Here is a 19492-nt window from a genome sequence, read left to right on the forward strand (position 1 = left end):
ACACCGCAAGAGGCGCGAGCACGGGGGCGAGCGGGAGGGGAGCGACGATGGCGGAGAACCCGGAGAAGGAACGCGCACCCGAAGAACCACCGCGACCACCCACGAACCTCAGGGGCGCGGGGAACCGCGCGAAAACCCCCGACGCACCCGCCCCCGACAACGCACCCGCCCCCGAGGACGACCCCCTCACAGAACCCCCTCCACCCCCCGGCACCCCCACCCCCCGCTGGCAGTCCGGCGCCCTCGCCCACGCCGTCACGGACCCCTTCGCCCTCGGCCCCCTCCCCTGGCTCAGAGGCAGCGAGACCTACTTCGACACGGGCCGCATCGTCCCCTGGTACGCCGACCCCCGCATCGGCGCCCCCCGCGCCCCCCACACCCCCCGCATCCCCGCCCCCAGGGACCAGACGTTCCCCACCGGCGCCCCCCGCTCCGCGGACGACGTCCACCGCCAGATCAAGGGCTTCACCTCCCAGGGCGCGGTCGCCCCCGGCGAGGCCGTCGACTTCCACATCACGGTCGACCCGCCCCAGCAGTTCACGGTCGACGTCTACCGCATCGGCCACTACAACGGCGAGGGCGCCGCCAAGATCACCACCAGCCCCCGCCTCTCCGGCATCGTCCAGCTCCCGCCCCTCACCGCCGACCGCACGGTCTCCTGCCACCACTGGTGGCTCAGCTGGCGCCTCCAGGTCCCCTCGTACTGGAACGTCGGCGCGTACGTCGCGGTCCTCACGACCGTCGACGGCTACCGCTCGCACATCCCGTTCACGGTCCGGGACCACCGCCCGGCGGACCTCCTGCTCCTCCTCCCGGACATCACGTGGCAGGCGTACAACCTCTACCCGGAGGACGGCAGAACCGGCGCGAGCCTCTACCACGCGTGGGACGCCGAGGGCCGCCTCCTCGGCGAGGCCGACGCCGCGACGACCGTCTCCTTCGACCGCCCCTACGCCGGCGCCGGCTTACCCCTGCACGTCGGCCACGCGTACGACGTCATCCGCTGGGCCGAGCGCTACGGCTACGACCTCGCCTACGCCGACGCACGTGACCTGCACGCGGGGAACGTCGACCCCACCCGCTACCGCGGCCTCGTCTTCCCGGGCCACGACGAGTACTGGTCCGCGAACATGCGCCGCACGGCCGAGCTGGCCCGCGACAGCGGCACCTCCCTTGTCTTCCTCTCCGCGAACACCATGTACTGGCAGGTCGAGCTGGGCCCGTCCCCCTCCGGCGCCCCCGCCCGCCTGCTGACCTGCCGCAAACGCAAGGGCCCCGGCAAGTCCCTGCTGTGGCGCGAGATCGACCGCCCCGAACAGCAGCTCCTCGGCATCCAGTACGCGGGCCGCGTCCCCACCCCCAGCCCGATGACCGTCCGCAACGCCCACCACTGGCTCTGGGAGGCCACCGGCGCCCACGAGGGCGACGAGATCGAGGGCCTGGTCGCCGGCGAGGCCGACCGCTACTTCCCCCGCACCCCCCTCCCGGAGCACGAGGAGCGCGTCCTGCTCGCCCACTCCCCGTACGACGACGCCGCGGGCGTCCGCCGCCACCAGGAGACGTCCCTGTACCGCGCCCCCTCCGGCGCCCTCGTCTTCGCCTCCGGCACGTTCGCCTGGTCCCCGGCGCTGGACCGCCCCGGCCACGTCGACGCCCGGGTCCAGCGGGCGACCGCGAACCTCCTCGACCGCATCTGCAAGCGCGACTGACCGCGACCGGCCCGGTGAGCGGACCGAAAACCGTATACGGGAGAATCGAGGCACCTGTACAGATCCACGGGGAGGAACCGTGCCCGGATTCGTAGTAAAGCCCGAACCCCTTGAGGTCCCGGGCCTGGTGCACCTGCACACCGGAAAGGTGCGTGAGCTGTACCGCAACGAGGCGGGCGACCTCGTGATGGTCGCCAGTGACCGCCTCTCGGCGTACGACTGGGTCCTGCCCAGCGAGATCCCCGACAAGGGCCGCGTCCTCACGCAGCTCTCCCTGTGGTGGTTCGACCAGCTCGCGGACCTCGTCCCGAGCCACGTGATCAGCACGGACCTCCCCGAGGGCGCCCCCGAGGACTGGCAGGGCCGCACCCTGATCTGCAAGTCCCTCGACATGCTCCCCGTCGAGTGCGTCGCCCGCGGCTACCTCACCGGCTCCGGCCTCGTGGAGTACAACGCCTCCCGCACGGTCTGCGGTCTGGCCCTCCCCGAGGGCCTGGTGGACGGCAGCGAACTCCCGGCCCCCATCTTCACCCCGGCCACGAAAGCCGCCGTGGGCGACCACGACGAGAACGTCTCCTACGAGGAGGTCGCCCGCGAAGTCGGCGCCGAAACGGCCGCCCAACTCCGCCAGGCCACCCTCGCCGTCTACGGCCGGGCCCGCGACATCGCCCGCGACCGAGGCATCATCCTGGCGGACACCAAGTTCGAGTTCGGCCACGACAAGAACGGCACCCTCATCCTCGCGGACGAGGTCCTCACCCCCGACTCCTCCCGCTTCTGGCCGGCCGCCGACTGGCACCCGGGCCGCCCCCAACACCCCTACGACAAACAGTTCGTACGGGACTGGCTGACATCCCCGCAATCAGCCTGGGACAAGAACGGCACCCAGCCCCCGCCCCCACTGCCGCCCGAGATCATCGAGGCGACGAGGACGAAGTACGTGGAGGCGTACGAACGCCTGACGGGCCAGACCTGGAAGTAGACGGGGCAGGCTTTGAAGTAGACGGGACAAGCTCTCCGGAACATCTCAACGCCGGGGAGCTGTGTCTTTTGTCTTTCAGGGGCGCGGGGCTGTATCGATATGCGGCTCCGCCGCGTGGGCGCGACCAGCCCCCACCGGCCCGCACCCGAAACACAACGCAAAAACCCCGACCCAAAACCGGGCCGGGGTTTCAACTGGAGCGGACGACGAGGCTCGAACTCGCGACCTCAACCTTGGCAAGGTTGCGCTCTACCAACTGAGCTACGTCCGCATCACGCCGAAGCGCAACGCCAACTATACCCAACCCCGCTCCCGAGCGATCCGCACAGCCGCATGCCGATTCTCCACCCCCAACTTCGACACGGCGGACGACAGATAGTTCCGCACGGTCCCCTGCGACAACGACGCCCGCTCCGCGATCTCCGCCACCGGCGCCCCATCCGCCGCCAACTCCAACACCTCCGCCTCCCGAGACGTCAACGGCGAATCCCCGGAGGAAATCGCATCGGCCGCCAACTCCGGGTCCACGTACCGATTCCCGGCATGCACGGTCCGAATGATCTCGGCGAGCCGCCGCGCACTCACCGTCTTCGGCACGAACCCCCGCACCCCCGCCGCCAGCGCCCGCTTCAGATGCCCCGGCCGCCCATGACTCGTCACGATCAGCACCCGGCACTCGGGCAGCTCCGTCCGCAGGGATGTGGCGACCTTCACACCGTCCGCCCCCGGCATCTGGAGATCGAGGACGGCGACGTCCGGCTCATGGGCCCGCGCCATCGCCAGCGCCTCGGGCCCGCTCGCCGCCTCCGCGACGATGACGAGGTCGTCCTCCAGCGAGAGCAGCGCGGCGAGCGCCCCCCGGATCAGATGCTCGTCGTCGGCCAGCAGTACCCGCACGCTCATGAAGTGACCCCACTCACAGAAACCGGCACATCGGCCACGACCCGGAACACCCCGCCCCGCACGAGCCCCGCCTCCAGTGTCCCCTCGACGACGGCGAGCCGCTCCCGCAGCCCCGCGAGCCCGGACCCGCCCTCGCCCGCGCTCCCGGCGGCCCCGTCGTTCTCGACGGTCAGCACGACCCGCCCGTCGGCCACCCGCAGCCGTACGGCGCACCGCTGCGCGTCCCCGTGCCGCAGCACGTTGGTGGTGGCCTCCCGGACGACCCACCCCAGCACCGACTGCACCTCCCCCGGCAGCTCCCCGGCGTCCCCACGGACCTCGCACTCGATCCCGGCCGCTCTCAACACCCCCTGCGCGCCGAGGAGTTCGACCCCGAGGTCGACCTCCCGATACCCCCGCACGACCTCCCGCACCTCCCGCTGCGACTCCTGCGCGATCCGCTGCACCTCGATCATCTGCTCCACCGCCTCCTCCCGCCCCCGCCGCGCGAGCTGCACGGCCAGCTCGCTCTTGAGGGCGATGACGGCGAGGTTGCGGCCCATCACGTCGTGCAGATCCCGCCCGAACCTGAGCCGCTCCTCGGCGACGGCGAGCCGCGCCTGCGCCTCGCGGGCGGCGTCGAGTTCGTAGACGGCGTTGGTGATCCAGATGGAGAAGACGCCGACGGCCGCGCAGACGGAGGCGGTGGCGAACACGACCACGGCGACGACCAGCGCGGCGACCCAGGGTTTGCCGAAGGCGAGCATCGCCACCGCCGTACCGACGCTGAACCCGCCCACGACGGCGTACATGTGCAGGCGTTCCCGCAGGCCGAAGCAGAGGACACCGGTGCCCAGGACCATGACGATGCCGTAGGTGACGCCGGCCGCGCTGCCGACGTCCTCGCCGCGCGGCCCGTGGGCCTCGATCGCGAGGGACAGGACACCGATGACGGCGGTGAGCGCGCCGAACCCGTACAGCAGCCGTACGGGCTGGTCGCGCACCCCCCGATGCCAGTCCATGGCCCACGAGACGACCACCATGATGGCCACCCCGTGCAGCACGACCAGCGCCATCAGCACCCCGCCGAGCCCCGGCCCCAGCGCCCCGAGAGCCGGCAGCACCCCGCACGCCTCGATCACCCCGAACGAGCCGATCGACCACCGCGTGTACGTGTCGAACTTCTCCGGCGTGCTCTTCTTCCCCCACCAGCCCCGCATGATCTCCAGTCCCTCAGCGCCGGGGTTCCCACTTGAACCACCGCTGCACAGCAAACACGGCGAGCACGGTCCAGGCCAGCCCGGTCAGTACGGCCCCCAGCGCGTCGTACGCGGACAGCTCCCCGGTCCACCCGCCCCGGATCAGCTCGATCGCCGGGGAGAGCGGCAGCAGCCCCAGCACGGAGGCGGCCCGGTCGGGGAACGCCTCCAGCGGCACGGCGACCCCGGACATGATCATCGACACGAAGGTGAACGGCATCGGCGTGACCTGGGCGCTCTCCGCGGTCTTCGTCACCCCGGACGTCACCGCGGCCAGCGCCGCACACACCGAGAACCCCAGCACCACGCCCAGCACGGCGAGATGGGGCGCCTTCGGCAGCCCGACGTCGACCAGGACCATGGACCCGACGACGAGGACGACGGTCTGGAGCAGCCCCGTCGCGATCATCGGCAGCGCGGTCCCGACGAGGATCTCGCCGTCCCGCAGCTCCCCGGTCCGCAGCCGCTTCAGCACGAGCTCCTCGCGCCGCATCGTGTAGATCGCGGCGAGCGTCGAGTACACCCCGAACAGCATCGCGAACCCGATCCCGGCGGGCAGCAGCACCTGCCCGATGTCGAGCCCCATCTCCTTCAGCATCTTGTCGTCCGTGAACGACGCGATGCTGAACGGCAGCAGCAGCGGCACCAGCGCCGCCGTGACGAGCGTGCTCCGGCTGCGCACCAGCAGTGTGAACTCGGCCCGCGCGAGCGCCCGCATCCGCCCCGCCGGCGTCGTCGTCATCACGACCCCGCTCATACCGACACCCCTTCCTTGCGCTCCGAGGCGATCCCGAGGAACGCCTCCTCCAACGAGGCCGACCGCACGTCCAGCCGCCCCAGCTCCACCCCGGCGGTCCGCGCCCACACGAGCACCTCGGTGGCCGTCCGCTGCAAGTCGTGCGTCCGCAGCCGTACGAGGCCCCCCTCGACGGAGTGCTCGGTCACCCCGAGTTCCCCGAGCGGCGGCAGGTCCCCGACGAAGTACCCCGGGGGCAGCTCGAAGGAGATCCGGGACGGCCGCGAGGCGGTCACCTCGGCCGGCGTCCCCGAGACGGCGATGCTCCCGGCGTGCATGATCGCGAGCCGGTCCGCGAGCCCCTCGGCCTCCTCCAGGTAGTGCGTGGTGAGCAGCACGGTCGTCCCGGAGTCCCGTAGCGCCCGCACCAACTCCCAGGTGTCGCGCCGCCCTTCGACGTCCAGCCCGGTCGTCGGCTCGTCGAGGAACAGCACCTCGGGGTCGCCGAGCAGGGCGAGCGCGAGGTCGAGGCGCCGCCGCTCCCCGCCGGACAACTGCTTGACCCGGACGCGGTGTTTGCCGCCGAGCCCCACCAACTCCAGTGCCTCGCCGATGGGTCGGGCGCCGCTGACGCAGCCCGACCACATCTTCGCGGTCTCGGTGACCGTCAACTCCGAGGGGAATCCGCCCTCTTGGAGCATGACCCCGGTCCTGGGCCGGACGGCGGCCCGCTCGGCGTACGGATCGTGCCCGAGCACGCGCACCCGCCCCCCGCTCGGCTGCGCGAGCCCCTCCAGCAGCTCGACCGTCGACGTCTTGCCGGCCCCGTTGGTGCCGAGCAGCGCGAAGACCTCGCCGCGCCCGACCTGGAAGCTCACCCCGCGGACCGCCTCGAATCCGCCCCCGTACACACGCCGGAGGTCCTCGACCTCGATCACGTGTTCTTTCGTCCCCATGGCGTTCATGCATTCAGCGTCCCCCGCGCCGGCAGGGCGCAGCAGTGCGCGATGTCATCGGCCGGCATGACAAATGTCAGATGCCTGAACGGCACACGAAAAAGGCCCGGTTCCGAAGAACCGGGCCTTTGACCCTGAGCGGACGACGAGGCTCGAACTCGCGACCTCAACCTTGGCAAGGTTGCGCTCTACCAACTGAGCTACGTCCGCACTGCATCCGACCGGCTCCCACCGATCGGCGCGAGCACCACCCTACCTGATCCACAAGCCAGACCGGTACGACGATGCAGAGCGGGTGACAGGAATTGCACACTGCGCCTTCCCCCTGGAAGGGGGATGTTCTGCTACTGAACTACACCCGCACAACCTGCCTGGCCTGGGTTTTTCTCCCGTGCCCGGCGGCGTGCTCCAGACATTAGCCGATCAGCGGGGGGGTAACGCAAGTCGGCTGCCCCCGGGCCCTCCTGAGGGCCTGCCGGGGGCAGCCGCGCCCGCCGCTACTGCGCCTCGGCGAACGCCTCGTAGACCTTCTTGGGGATACGGCCGCGGGCCGGCACGTCCATCTTGTTGGCCAGGGCCCAGGCCCGGACGGCGGACGGGTCGGGGGCGACCTCCGTCTGCTTGTACGCCTTGCCGGAGCGCGACCGCTTACGGCCGGCGTCCACGTACGGCGCGAGCGCCTTACGCAGTTTCTTGGCATTGGCTTCATTCAGGTCGATCTCGTACGACTTGCCGTCGAGCCCGAACGCGATCGTTTCCGCCGCTTCCGAGCCGTCGATGTCGTCAAAGAGAGTGACCACGACCTTCTGCGCCACGAATATCGGTCCCTTCGGCTGAAAATGCCAATTTTTTTGTACGGTACAGCGCTCACTAATAAAAAGTGAAGCCGACTAAATCTCCCCGCGTGTCAGGTGCGCAATACCTGCCGGGGGTCGATCGAGGATCTTTCCCGTAACTTTTCCCGAACGCCCCCGTCCGATACCGGATCGTGATGGCGGTCACGTAGCTTCCTACAACTCTACGCGGGTAGAAATTTTGTCCGGGTAGTCTGAAGCCACCTGCCGGAACAGCCGCAGGAACCCAAGCACCACACCACCGGGAGTGCCCGTGGCACGCGTCGTAGTCGACGTCATGCTCAAGCCGGAGATCCTCGACCCCCAGGGCCAGGCGGTGCAGCGCGCACTGCCGCGTCTGGGTTTCGACGGGATCTCGGATGTCCGTCAGGGAAAGCGATTCGAACTGGAAGTTGACGGACCCGTGGACGAGGCCGCCCTCGCCCGCATCCACGATCTCGCGGAATCCTTCCTCGCCAACACGGTGATCGAGGACTTCACGGTCAAGGTCGAAGAAGTCGCGGAGGCGGCCAAGTGACCGCTCGTATTGGCGTCGTCACTTTCCCCGGGAGTCTCGACGACCGTGACACCCAGCGCGCGATCCGCCTCGCCGGTGCCGAACCCGTCGCTCTCTGGCACAAGGACAAGGATCTCCACCAGGTCGACGCCGTCGTCCTTCCCGGCGGTTTCTCCTACGGCGACTATCTCCGCGCCGGCGCCATCTCCCGTTTCTCTCCCGTGATGGAGACGGTCATCGAGCAGGCGAAGGCCGGTATGCCGGTCCTCGGCATCTGCAACGGCTTCCAGGTCCTCACCGAGGCCCACCTCCTGCCCGGCGCGATGCTCGGCAACAACCACCTGCACTTCATCTGCCGCGACCAGAAGCTGCGGGTGGAGAACGCGGACACGGCCTGGACGTCCGACTACGAGGCGGGCCAGGAGATCCACATCCCGCTGAAGAACATGGACGGCCGCTACGTCGCCGACGAGTACACGCTCGACAAGCTGGAGGCCGAGGGCCGGGTCGCGTTCCGCTACCTGGACCTGAACCCCAACGGCTCCCTGCGCGACATCGCGGGCATCACGAACGAGGCCGGCAACGTCGTGGGCCTCATGCCGCACCCCGAGCACGCGGTCGAGCCGCTCGTCGGCACCGGCCGCACCGACGGCCTCCCCTTCTTCACCTCGATCCTCAAGAAGCTGGTCAACGCATGAGCCGCACGCCTCTGGACACGGTCGAGCACGCGGCCTCCACTCCCGATGTCGCGCTGCCCTGGGCCGAACTCGGCCTGAAGAAGGACGAGTACGAGCGCGTCGTCGAGATCCTCGGCCGCCGCCCGACCGGCGCCGAACTCGCCATGTACTCCGTCATGTGGTCCGAGCACTGCTCGTACAAGTCCTCCAAGGTCCACCTCCGCCAGTTCGGCGAGAAGGCCCCGCACTCCGACGCGCTGCTCGTGGGCATCGGGGAGAACGCGGGCGTGGTCGACGTCGGCCAGGGCTACGCGGTCACCTTCAAGGTCGAGTCGCACAACCACCCCTCGTACGTGGAGCCTTACCAGGGCGCGGCCACCGGTGTCGGCGGCATCGTCCGCGACATCATCGCGATGGGCGCCCGCCCGGTCGCGGTCGTGGACCCGCTGCGCTTCGGCGCGGCCGACCACCCCGACACCAAGCGCGTCCTGCCCGGCGTCGTCGCGGGCATCGGCGGCTACGGCAACTGCCTGGGCCTGCCCAACATCGGCGGCGAGGTCGTCTTCGACGCCTGCTACCAGGGCAACCCGCTGGTCAACGCCGGTGCCATCGGCGTCATGCGGCACGAGGACATCCACCTCGCGAAGGCGTCCGGCGCGGGCAACAAGGTCATCCTGTACGGGGCCCGCACCGGCGGCGACGGCATCGGAGGGGCCTCGATCCTCGCCTCCGAGACCTTCGACGACGCGAAGCCCTCGAAGCGCCCGGCGGTCCAGGTCGGCGACCCCTTCCAGGAGAAGCTGCTCATCGAGTGCACGCTCGAAGCCTTCGCCGAGAAGCTGGTCGTCGGCATCCAGGACCTCGGCGCGGCCGGACTCTCCTGCGCCACCAGCGAGTTGGCGTCCAACGGCTCCGGCGGCATGCGCGTCACGCTGGACGACGTCCCGCTGCGCGACTCCACGCTCTCGCCCGAGGAGATCCTCATGAGCGAGTCGCAGGAACGCATGTGCGCGGTCGTGGAGCCGTCCAAGGTCGACCGCTTCCTCGCGATCTGCGAGAAGTGGGACGTCATCGCCACCGTCATCGGTGAGGTCACCGACGGCGACCGGCTGGAGATCTTCTGGCACGGCGGCAAGATCGTCGACGTCGACCCGCGCACGGTCGCGCACGACGGCCCGGTGTACGAGCGCCCCTACGCCCGCCCCTCCTGGCAGGACGCCCTCCAGGCGGACGGCGCGGAGAAGCTGGCACGCCCGTCTTCCGGTGATGAACTCCGCGCCCAGGTACTCCAGTTGGTGTCCTCCCCCAACCAGGCGTCCAAGAGCTGGATCACCTCCCAGTACGACCACTTCGTGCAGGGCAACACGGTGCTGGCGCAGCCCGAGGACTCCGGGATGATCCGCATCGACGAGGAGAGCGGCCTCGGCGTCGCGATCGCCACGGACGGCAACGGCCGCTTCGCGAAGCTGGACCCTTACACGGGCGCGCAGTTGGCGCTCGCGGAGGCGTACCGGAACGTCGCGACGACCGGGGCGAAGCCGCTCGCGGTCTCCGACTGCCTGAACTTCGGTTCGCCCGAAGACCCCGCCGTCATGTGGCAGTTCGCCGAAGCGGTGCGTGGACTGGCCGACGCCTGCCAGCAGTTGGGGACGCCGGTCACCGGCGGCAACGTCTCCCTGTACAACCAGACCGGCGAGGCCGCGATCCACCCGACGCCGGTGGTCGCGGTGTTGGGCGTCATCGACGACGTCGCCCGCCGCACGCCGGTCGCCTTCCAGGAAGAGGGCCAGCTCCTCTATCTCCTCGGCGACACCCGCGAGGAGTTCAGCGGTTCGGCGTGGAGCCAGGTCGTCCACGACCACCTGGGCGGCCTTCCCCCCAAGGTCGACCTGGAGCGCGAGCGTCTCCTGGCGGACATCCTCATCTCCGCCTCCCGCGACGGCATGATCGACTCCGCCCACGACCTCTCGGACGGCGGCCTCATCCAGGCGGTCGTGGAGTCGTCCCTGCTCAGCGGCTTCGGCGCCCGCCTCGTCGTCCCCGACGGCCTGGACGCCTTCACCTTCCTCTTCTCGGAATCGGCAGGCCGAGCCGTCGTCTCCGTCCCCCGCTCCGAGGAACTCCGCTTCAACGACATGTGCGGCGCGAGGGGCCTCCCGACGACGCGCATCGGCGTCGTGGACGGCGAAGAGGTGGAACTCCAGGGCGAGTTCACCCTCCCCCTCACGGAACTCCGCGAGGCCCACGAGGCGACGATCCCGGCCCTCCTCGCATAACCCCTCCGGGCAGCTACGACGACGAGGTCCCGTCCGCGTTCAGGACGGGACCTCGCCGTGTCCCAGCCCGGCCGCCCGCGCCCACCCGCGCAGGTCCCCGCAGGTCGGGTCGGTGGCCGCGGACCGGCCGGTGATCGTGTGCAGGGCGTGCGGCAAGTACCGCCGCAGGACGCGGAGCCCAGGAGAACGGACGTACACGCACAGCCGCAGCGCCAGTACGGCGGTCTCCTCCTCGTCGTCCGTGCACGCGCCCGGCACGCCCACCAGAAACGCGTAGTCGGCCCCGTCGCGCACCACGCGCACGACGGCCTTCAGCGGAACGGCGTACAGCGTCCCGACGGACAGCGAACTCCCCTCGGCCACGGCGTCCTTGACCGCCGCGTGCAACACGACCCCCGCGAAGACCCCGAACAGATACTCCCCCCGCTCCACCCCCATCCCCCGGAACTCCTCCCGCCTGCTGTCCCGCCGCCACCCCTCCACATCCACCAACGGCAACAGACACCTCCCCAACCACAAACACTCCGCCCAAACCCCGTCCTCCGCCCCCACCACCGTCAGCCCACCTCCCCCCTCCCCATTCTCCGACCCCGGATTCCTCCCTCAAGAACACTTCCCGCCAAGCTGCCTATCCCTTTCCAGGGCGCCGGATGAGACGCTGAAAGTAAGCAACACGCCTGATTCCCAAGCGAGTTGTGCCGACTGGCGGTTGGTGGGGCACCACCGGAGGGCGGGGGACCGATGGAGATCAGATTCGATGCGGAGGGTCCGGACCTGGAGCGTGAACTCCGCTCCCTGCACGGCTGGCTGGCCGACGACCTGGCCCTGCGCGGACACGTCCGCCTGAACAAGGTCGTCACCGATGAACCGGGCCGCATGTCACCGGGGCTCGCCGCCGTCCTCGCGATCGTCTCCACGACCGCCGGACTCGCACAGCTCCCCTTCTCCTACCTCGCCTGGAGACAAGGCATCCGGCCCCGAAGGCCCCGGATCACCATCAACATCGTCAACGCCGACCCGGCGGAGGTGGAGGAGATCCTGCGCCGCTTCCGGACCGAGGACGAGGGCGACAGGTGAGCGGGGAGGCCGCGCCGGACACCCGGATCGACCCTCAGCGCTCGGCCTGCGTCCTGATCGGCGTCGACCAGTACACCCGCCTGGACAAGCTGCCCAGCGTCCGCCTCAACCTCAGCCGACTGAGTGCCGCACTCATGAAGAGCGAGATCTGGGGTATCCCGAAAGAGCGTGTCCGTGAGGTTCGCAACCCCAGGCTGGCCACTGACCTCACCGACCCGATCCGAGATGCCGGCAAGCTGGCCGAGGACGCGCTGATCGTCTACTACGCGGGCCACGGCCTCATCGACCCGGAAGGCAAGGACGGACGCGGTCTCCTCCTCACCCTGACGGGCTCTGTCGACGGTCAGAAGGAGACGAGCGTGCGCTCCGCCGATCTGAGCGCCGCGATGAAAGGTGTCGGCAACGTCCGCCACCGCATCCTCATCCTCGACTGTTGTTACAGCGGCCGGATGCTGGGGGAGATGGCCGGTGCCGGCAAGGCCGCCGAGCAGGCGCTGAAGAGCGTCCAGGGTTCGTACATCATGGCGTCCGCACCATCGGACCGTCCCTCCCACTCACTCGGCCCCGGCCAGTGCACCGTCTTCACCGGCGCCCTCCTCGACGTCATGGAGAAGGGCGTACCCGACGGGTTGCCGCTGCTCAGCCTCGACCACCTCTTCGACGCCGTGAAGCGGCACATCACAACCCTCAGGCTGCAACACCCCCAGGACCCGCAGAACCAGGACCGCAACAACACCGGCAGCGTCGACTTCATCCACAACGTCGCCGTCCGCCCACCTCTCGTCACCCCCGCTCCCCCCGCCTCTCCCCGCCGCACCCTCGCCTGGTCCCTCGCCGCCGGTGCCCTGGGCCTCACCCTCGGCCTGGGCACGCAACCCGCCGTCGACTGGTTGCAGAGCCACCCCGTCCCCGCCACGGGCTCCTGCGGAAACCCGGCGGCAGCCGGGGAACCCGCGCGCGCCCATCTCCTCGACCACTCCGACGCCCTCGACAAGAAGAACGTCAGCTACACCGAGGTCAAGGGCCTCTCCGGCCTCGCTCTCCTCCCAGAGACCGGCACCGAGACCGGCACCGGCACCTCGGGCCAGGACGTCCGTGCCCTCGCCGTCGCCGACAACTCCCCCGGCCTGCTCTTCCCCCTCACCCTCGGCACCCCCACCAGCCTCGGCCCCACCGTCGGCACCCCGCGCGCCCTGCGCGACCCGAACGGCGCCGACTTGCCTGACTGGTACGACGCCGAAGCACTCGTCGTCGAGAAAGGCGCGCGCACCGTCCTGATCGGCTCCGAGTCCGGGCCGACCGTCCGCCGCTTCGACATAGCCACCGGCCGGCAGCTCGGTCCCGACTTCGCGGTACCCAAGAACCTGCACTACTGGCCCGAGGGAGGCGCTCAGACCGGCCGCTCCATCGAGTCCCTCGCCCTGAGCCCCGACGGCCGCCACCTCTACGCGGGCTGGGAAGCACCTCTCGCCAGTGACGGAGACCGGCGCGGCCGGGGCATCATCCGCATCCAGCGCTACACCGGCACCCCCGGCGGCACGTACACCCCGGACGCCCAGTACGCCTACCTCGCCGGTGACGGCATGTACCTGGTCGAACTCGCCGCCATCGACGACAAGGGCGGCCTCCTCGCACTGGAACGCCAGCACGTGGGCGGCCTCGGCACGGCGATCCGCGTGGTCCAGCTCTCCGTGGCGGACGCCCAGGACGTCACGGACGAGAAATCCCTCTACGGCCTTCCCGTCGACCTCTACGCGGACCAGACCGCCCTCTTCGACCTGGAGGACTGCCCGGCGGGCAGCCCCGGTGCCCTCGCCACCCCGGCCTCCGCACCGAACACCCCCCTCGTGGACAACGTCGAGGGAATGGCCCTCGGCGCCTCTTGGGCCACCGGCCCCCACAAAGGCTGGCGTCCTCTCTACCTGATCTCCGACGACAACGGCAGCGCCGACCAGATCACCCGCCTCTACTCCCTGCGTGTGCGCCTGTACGACAAGCTGTGAGCTTCGGCCGTCAGTAAGTAGGCTCCGGCCATGCCGCCCAGAAAACGCCCCCGCACCTACGACCCCACCAGAATCCGCACCGCGATCCTCACCCAGCTCACCCACCTCGACACCGCCGCCCGGTCCCTCACGGAGGCCGGCCTCGCCCGCCCCACCAGACTCGGCGACTGGACCGTGCGGGAGCTGGTCGCGCACATCGGGATGGCGGTCACCGCGGTGGGCCGGGCGCTGGAGCTTGCGGAGCCGGTCAAGCAGGACGCGACTCTCCTCGACTGGCCCTTCGCGACCGCCGCGAACGCGGGGGCGATCGACGGGTTCACGCGCAGGCTCGCCCAGGAGGGGGCGACGGACCTCGCGGCGACCGCCCGCACCCTCGCCGAGCAGCTCGACGCCCACCCCGGGACGAGGCTCCTCCAGACCAACGTCGGCGCGATGCCCCTCGCCGAGTACCTGGTGACCCGTACGGTCGAGCTGGTCGTGCACACGGACGACCTGAACGCGGCCCTCCCCGAGGCGGAGGTCCCGTACGACAGGCAGGCGCTCGCCGCCGCCACCCGCCTCCTCGCCGACGCCCTCGCCGAGAAGGCCCCCGGCGGGTCCACGGAGGTGCGTGTCCCGCCGTTCGCGGTGGTGCAGTGCGTCCAGGGGCCGAGGCACACCCGCGGCACCCCGCCGAACGTCGTCGAGACGGACCCGCTGACCTGGATCAGACTGGCGACAGGGCGGATGACCTGGGGAAACGCCCTGGAGGAAGCCACCCTCACCGCCAGCGGCGAACGCGCCGACCTCACCCCCTACCTCCCCCTCATGTCGTAAGCCACAAAGACCCGAATGATGTGCGACACCTCACTCACCAGTACGGCAAACCGGACCCCCTGAATCCGACCGCACCTCGCTGACCAGCGGAAACGCAGAAGTAACCGACTACTGACCGGTATCCCCAATTCGGACCAGTGCTCGGCCTCGCCTACACTCGGAGCCGTGCCACGTGGTGACGGTCGACTCAGTCATGATCTGCTCCCCGGTGAGAAGGGCCCCCAGGACGCCTGCGGCGTCTTCGGAGTCTGGGCTCCCGGCGAAGAGGTCGCCAAACTCACTTACTTCGGGCTGTACGCCCTCCAGCATCGGGGCCAGGAATCCGCGGGAATCGCGGTCAGCAACGGCTCCCAGATCCTCGTCTTCAAGGACATGGGGCTCGTCTCCCAGGTCTTCGACGAGACCTCCCTCGGTTCGCTCCAGGGTCATATCGCGGTCGGTCACGCCCGCTACTCGACCACCGGCGCCTCCACCTGGGAGAACGCCCAGCCGACGTTCCGCGCCACCGCGCACGGCTCGATCGCGCTCGGCCACAACGGCAACCTGGTCAACACCGCGCAGCTCGCGGAGATGGTCGCGGACCTGCCCAAGCAGGAAGGCGGCCGTACGCCCCGCGTCGCGGCCACCAACGACACCGACCTGCTGACGGCGCTGCTCGCCGCCCAGCGGGACGCGGAGGGCACCCCCCTGACCATCGAGGAGGCCGCCCACGCGATCCTCCCGAAGGTCCGCGGCGCCTTCAGCCTCGTCTTCATGGACCAGCACACCCTCTACGCCGCCCGCGACCCGCAGGGCATCCGCCCGCTGGTCCTCGGCCGGCTGGAGCGCGGCTGGGTCGTCGCCTCGGAGTCCGCCGCCCTCGACATCTGCGGCGCCAGCTTCGTCCGCGAGATCGAGCCCGGCGAGTTCATCGCGATCGACGAGAACGGTCTGCGCACCTCCCGATTCGCGGATGCGAAGCCCAAGGGCTGTGTCTTCGAGTACGTCTACCTCGCCCGCCCCGACACCGACATCGCCGGCCGGAACGTCTACGCGTCCCGCGTCGAGATGGGCCGGAAACTGGCGAAGGAGGCCCCCGCCGAGGCCGATCTCGTCATAGCGACCCCGGAATCCGGCACCCCCGCCGCGATCGGGTACGCCGAGGCGTCCGGCATCCCCTTCGGCAACGGCCTGGTGAAGAACGCGTACGTCGGCCGGACCTTCATCCAGCCCTCGCAGACCATCCGCCAGCTCGGCATCCGGCTCAAGCTGAACCCCCTCAAGGACGTCATCAAGGGCAAGCGCCTGGTCGTCGTCGACGACTCGATCGTCCGCGGCAACACCCAGCGCGCCCTGGTCCGCATGCTCCGCGAGGCGGGCGCCGCCGAGGTCCACATCCGGATCTCCTCCCCGCCGGTGAAGTGGCCCTGCTTCTTCGGCATCGACTTCGCGACCCGCGCCGAACTCATCGCCAACGGCATGACCGTCGACGAGATCGGTACGTCACTCGGCGCCGACTCCCTGGCGTACATCTCCATCGACGGCATGATCGAGGCGACCACCATCGCCAAGCCGAACCTCTGCCGCGCCTGCTTCGACGGCGAGTACCCGATGGACCTCCCGGACCCCGAACTGCTCGGCAAGCAGCTCCTGGAGACCGAGCTGGCGGCAGGCACGGCCGCCCCGGCTGCCGTCGACGCGATCCGTCGCCCGTAAGCCTCCGCAGTACGACAGGAAAGTCACAGTCATGTCTGAGACCACCGGTGCCAGCTACGCCGCGGCCGGCGTCGACATCGAGGCGGGCGACCGCGCCGTAGAACTCATGAAGGAGTGGGTGAGGAAGACGCAGCGCCCCGAGGTCCTCGGCGGCCTCGGCGGCTTCGCCGGCCTCTTCGACGCCTCCACCCTCAAGGGGTACGACCGTCCCCTGCTCGCCTCCGCCACGGACGGCGTCGGCACGAAGGTCGACGTCGCCCGCCGCCTCGGCGTGTACGACACGATCGGCCACGACCTCGTCGCCATGGTCATGGACGACATCGTGGTCTGCGGCGCCGAGCCCCTCTTCATGACCGACTACATCTGTGTCGGCAAGGTGCATCCCGAGCGTGTCGCCGCGATCGTGAAGGGCATCGCCGAGGGCTGTGTCCTGGCCGGCTGCGCGCTGGTCGGCGGCGAGACGGCCGAGCACCCCGGCCTGCTGGGCCCGGACGACTTCGACGTCGCCGGCGCGGGCACCGGCGTGGTGGAGGCCGACCGCCTCCTCGGCGCCGAGCGCATCCGCGAGGGCGACACGGTCATCGCGATGGCCGCGTCCGGCCTCCACTCCAACGGCTACTCCCTGGTCCGCCACGTCCTCCTGGACCAGGCGAAGCTGTCGCTGGAGGCGGAGATCGCCGAGCTGGGCCGCACGCTGGGCGCCGAACTCCTGGAGCCCACCAAGATCTACTCCCTGGACTGCCTCGCGCTCACCCGCACGACGGACGTCCACGCCTACTCCCACATCACCGGCGGCGGCCTCGCGGCCAACCTCGCCCGTGTGATCCCCGACACCCTCCACGCCGTGGTCGACCGCTCCACCTGGACGCCGGCCCCGATCTTCGACCTCGTCGGCCGCACCGGCAAGGTCGAACGCCTGGAGCTGGAGAAGACCCTCAACATGGGCGTCGGCATGATCGCCATCGTCCCCGAGGAGGCCACTGACGTGGCCCTGACGACCTTGGCGGACCGTGGGGTGGAGGCGTGGGTCGCGGGCGAGATCGAGGCGCGTGGAGGCCACGAGGCAGGCGCGGAGCTGGTTGGAGATTACGCGAGCTGAAACGGACCTAGGGGCGCGGGGAACTGCGCGACCAGCCACAGCGGACCCGCACCCGAAATCCGGCCAAAAAATGGACAGCACAAAACCCGGTCCGATGATCCCCGGACCGGGTCGGGTGCGGCCAAACCGTCGGAGACCTACGCCCCGCGACGATGTTGGTGTTGGGATGACGGCGACTCATCGTCGTCGTCATCGTCCCCGTACAGCTCGGCGTACCGTGCGTACGGGTCATCCTGCCCATCATCATCGTCGTCGTCCTCGAACGGCTCAGCGTTCGGCGGAACACTCGATGGCGATGCGCCCAGCTCACTGGCCAGGCGTGAGAGATCCGTCCCGCCGCTGTTGTACTTCAGCTGGCGGGCGACCTTCGCTTGCTTGGCCTTGGCCCGGCCGCGCCCCATGGCTCGACCCCCTCAATGACGGGGCTCGACGGCCCCAGAGTCTTGACACGCGTTCATGATCCAGAACGGACTCTCCGTGGAGAGGCCGTCCGTAGGGCTCCCACGGTACCTGAGCCCGCACCCATACGGTACGTCGCCCGTGGCGGGCGCGTGCGCCCGGCCTCGGTGAGACATGCCGTCATGGCTGGTCAGTGGCGATTTTAACCACTTATTGGCGGCCGACCCGCCGGGAAGAGTGAGAGTTCTCTCCAACTTTCCTCCCGGCGGTACCGCGAGCACGGATCTGCGGGCGGTCACCAGCCCCGCGCGAGAGCCCCCTCGTGCATCCGCTGCTCGGCGATCCGGTCGGCCGCGGCGGCCGGCGGAATCCCGTCGGACTTCGCACGTGCGAATATGGCGAGCGTCGTGTCGTAGATGCCCGCCGCCTTCGCCCGGCACCGCTCGAAGTCGAAGCCGTGCAGCTCGTCGGCGACCTGGATGACCCCGCCCGCGTTCACGACGTAGTCCGGCGCGTAGAGGATGCCCCGGTCGGCGAGGTCCTTCTCGACGCCGGGGTGGGCCAGCTGGTTGTTGGCGGCGCCGCACACCACGCTCGCGGTCAGCGCCGGCACGCTCGCGTCGTCCAGCGCCCCGCCGAGCGCGCACGGCGCGTACACGTCGAGCCCCTCGACCCGGATCAGCGCCTCGGTGTCCTCGACGGCCCGGACCTCCGGATGCAGGTCGAGAACCCGGCGTACGGCGTCGTCGCGCACGTCCGTGACGACGACCTCGGCGCCCTCCGCGAGGAGGTGGCCGACGAGGTGGTGGCCGACCTTGCCGACCCCGGCGATACCGACCCGGCGGCCGGCGAGGGAGGGGTCGCCCCAGAGGTGCTCGGCGCTGGCGCGCATCCCCTGGTAGACGCCGAACGCGGTGAGGATCGAGGAGTCGCCGGCGCCGCCGTTCTCGGGGGAGCGCCCGGTCGTCCAGCGGCACTCGCGCGCGACGACGTCCATGTCCGCGACGTACGTGCCGACGTCGCACGCGGTGACGTACCGCCCGCCCAGCGAGGCCACGAACCGGCCGTAGGCGAGCAGGAGTTCCTCGGTCTTGTCGCGCTGCGGGTCGCCGATGATCACGGCCTTCCCGCCACCGTGGCCGAGCCCGGCCATGGCGTTCTTGTACGACATCCCGCGCGCGAGGTTCAGCGCGTCGGCGACGGCCGCCTCCTCGGAGGCGTAGGGGTAGAACCTGGTCCCGCCGAGCCCGGGGCCCAGCGCGGTGGAGTGCAGGGCGATGACGGCCCTGAGGCCGGTCCTGCGGTCCTGGCAGAGCACGACTTGCTCATGGCCACCCTGGTCGGAGTGGAACAGGGTGTGCAGGATGCCGTTGGATACGTCGGTCACTGTGGTGACTCCCAAGTAACTGGCGGCGGTTGGGGTCGGACCCCGTACAGGTGGCGGGGCCTGTCCGCACGAGCGTAGAGCTTTTCGGCCACCGGATGCGCTGTGTGAGGGATCACCTCCGTGAGGTGTACGCACGTGCGACGATTTGCACGGCTTTCGGGTTCGTTCATGACCGGTCGGGCAGGTTTT

The 19492-nt window shown here is 70.0% G+C and carries 18 protein-coding genes and 3 tRNA genes; 10 read left to right on the forward strand and 11 right to left on the reverse strand.

The window, feature by feature from the left end:
• The first annotated feature begins 47 nt into the window (after positions 1-47).
• The gene (locus tag ABZX85_RS41435) at positions 48-1709 is read left to right on the forward strand and encodes a N,N-dimethylformamidase beta subunit family domain-containing protein (protein ID WP_355881378.1); all 1662 of its coding nucleotides are present in this window, start codon (positions 48-50) and stop codon (positions 1707-1709) included.
• A gap of 79 nt (positions 1710-1788) precedes the next feature.
• Entirely contained in the window at positions 1789-2691 is a 903-nt protein-coding gene (locus ABZX85_RS41440) for a phosphoribosylaminoimidazolesuccinocarboxamide synthase (protein ID WP_355881381.1), read from the forward strand.
• Between the two features lie 195 nt (positions 2692-2886).
• Here ABZX85_RS41440 and ABZX85_RS41445 read toward each other — a convergent pair.
• The 8 genes from ABZX85_RS41445 to ABZX85_RS41480 form a co-directional block, all read right to left on the reverse strand.
• Positions 2887-2962: transfer RNA gene (locus ABZX85_RS41445), tRNA-Gly, on the reverse strand.
• Positions 2963-2985: 23 nt separating this feature from the next.
• Complete coding sequence (locus ABZX85_RS41450; protein WP_355881384.1) at positions 2986-3594, reverse strand: response regulator transcription factor; 609 nt, start codon at positions 3592-3594, stop codon at positions 2986-2988.
• The gene (locus ABZX85_RS41455) at positions 3591-4793 is read right to left on the reverse strand and encodes a histidine kinase (RefSeq protein WP_355881387.1); all 1203 of its coding nucleotides are present in this window, start codon (positions 4791-4793) and stop codon (positions 3591-3593) included. The genes ABZX85_RS41450 and ABZX85_RS41455 overlap by 4 nt, the downstream gene beginning before the upstream one ends.
• Positions 4794-4806: 13 nt before the next feature.
• Positions 4807-5589, reverse strand: a complete 783-nt coding sequence (locus ABZX85_RS41460; RefSeq protein ID WP_355881390.1) for an ABC transporter permease — start codon at positions 5587-5589, stop codon at positions 4807-4809.
• On the reverse strand, positions 5586-6524 hold the full coding sequence (locus ABZX85_RS41465; protein ID WP_355881695.1) for an ABC transporter ATP-binding protein: 939 nt from the start codon (positions 6522-6524) through the stop codon (positions 5586-5588). The genes ABZX85_RS41460 and ABZX85_RS41465 overlap by 4 nt, the downstream gene beginning before the upstream one ends.
• A 137-nt stretch (positions 6525-6661) precedes the next feature.
• A tRNA-Gly gene (locus ABZX85_RS41470) sits at positions 6662-6734 on the reverse strand.
• 80 nt (positions 6735-6814) lie between these two features.
• Positions 6815-6886 (reverse strand) — tRNA-Gly (locus ABZX85_RS41475).
• 135 nt (positions 6887-7021) lie between these two features.
• Positions 7022-7339: an Lsr2 family protein gene (locus ABZX85_RS41480; RefSeq protein ID WP_355881393.1), complete on the reverse strand. Its 318-nt coding sequence runs from the start codon at positions 7337-7339 to the stop codon at positions 7022-7024.
• 292 nt (positions 7340-7631) lie between these two features.
• On the opposite strand from ABZX85_RS41480, the gene purS reads away from it, so the two are divergent.
• The 3 genes from purS to purL are packed head-to-tail and all read left to right on the forward strand — an operon-like array spanning position 7632 to position 10827.
• Complete coding sequence (purS, locus tag ABZX85_RS41485) at positions 7632-7895, forward strand: phosphoribosylformylglycinamidine synthase subunit PurS (protein ID WP_007383088.1); 264 nt, start codon at positions 7632-7634, stop codon at positions 7893-7895.
• Positions 7892-8572 (forward strand): phosphoribosylformylglycinamidine synthase subunit PurQ, encoded by a 681-nt coding sequence (purQ, locus tag ABZX85_RS41490; RefSeq protein WP_355881397.1) that lies wholly within the window; start codon positions 7892-7894, stop codon positions 8570-8572. Before purS ends, purQ begins: the two co-directional genes overlap by 4 nt.
• Complete coding sequence (gene purL, locus ABZX85_RS41495; RefSeq protein ID WP_355881400.1) at positions 8569-10827, forward strand: phosphoribosylformylglycinamidine synthase subunit PurL; 2259 nt, start codon at positions 8569-8571, stop codon at positions 10825-10827. The genes purQ and purL overlap by 4 nt, the downstream gene beginning before the upstream one ends.
• Positions 10828-10866: 39 nt before the next feature.
• On the opposite strand, the gene ABZX85_RS41500 is transcribed toward purL, so the two are convergent.
• The gene (locus tag ABZX85_RS41500; RefSeq protein WP_355881403.1) at positions 10867-11325 is read right to left on the reverse strand and encodes a hypothetical protein; all 459 of its coding nucleotides are present in this window, start codon (positions 11323-11325) and stop codon (positions 10867-10869) included.
• 243 nt (positions 11326-11568) lie between these two features.
• Here ABZX85_RS41500 and ABZX85_RS41505 point away from each other — a divergent pair, with 243 nt between their 5' ends.
• The 5 genes from ABZX85_RS41505 to purM all read left to right on the forward strand — a co-directional run bounded on the left by ABZX85_RS41505 (position 11569) and on the right by purM (position 17517).
• Complete coding sequence (locus ABZX85_RS41505; protein ID WP_355881406.1) at positions 11569-11904, forward strand: hypothetical protein; 336 nt, start codon at positions 11569-11571, stop codon at positions 11902-11904.
• Entirely contained in the window at positions 11901-13907 is a 2007-nt protein-coding gene (locus tag ABZX85_RS41510) for an esterase-like activity of phytase family protein (protein WP_355881409.1), read from the forward strand. The genes ABZX85_RS41505 and ABZX85_RS41510 overlap by 4 nt, the downstream gene beginning before the upstream one ends.
• Before the next feature lie 30 nt (positions 13908-13937).
• Positions 13938-14723, forward strand: a complete 786-nt coding sequence (locus ABZX85_RS41515; protein WP_355881411.1) for a sterol carrier family protein — start codon at positions 13938-13940, stop codon at positions 14721-14723.
• A 165-nt stretch (positions 14724-14888) separates the two neighbouring features.
• Positions 14889-16418 (forward strand): amidophosphoribosyltransferase, encoded by a 1530-nt coding sequence (gene purF, locus ABZX85_RS41520; RefSeq protein WP_355881414.1) that lies wholly within the window; start codon positions 14889-14891, stop codon positions 16416-16418.
• 31 nt (positions 16419-16449) lie between these two features.
• A complete protein-coding gene (gene purM, locus ABZX85_RS41525; RefSeq protein WP_355881417.1) occupies positions 16450-17517 on the forward strand; it encodes a phosphoribosylformylglycinamidine cyclo-ligase in 1068 nt (355 codons plus the stop codon).
• 137 nt (positions 17518-17654) lie between these two features.
• Here purM and ABZX85_RS41530 read toward each other — a convergent pair whose 3' ends face one another.
• Entirely contained in the window at positions 17655-17918 is a 264-nt protein-coding gene (locus ABZX85_RS41530; RefSeq protein WP_355881420.1) for a DUF3073 domain-containing protein, read from the reverse strand.
• A gap of 293 nt (positions 17919-18211) precedes the next feature.
• The gene (locus tag ABZX85_RS41535; RefSeq protein WP_355881423.1) at positions 18212-19303 is read right to left on the reverse strand and encodes a Glu/Leu/Phe/Val dehydrogenase dimerization domain-containing protein; all 1092 of its coding nucleotides are present in this window, start codon (positions 19301-19303) and stop codon (positions 18212-18214) included.
• Positions 19304-19492: the final 189 nt, after the last annotated feature.

This window comes from Streptomyces sp. NPDC004539 (assembly GCF_040610055.1).
GTDB lineage: Bacteria > Actinomycetota > Actinomycetes > Streptomycetales > Streptomycetaceae > Streptomyces.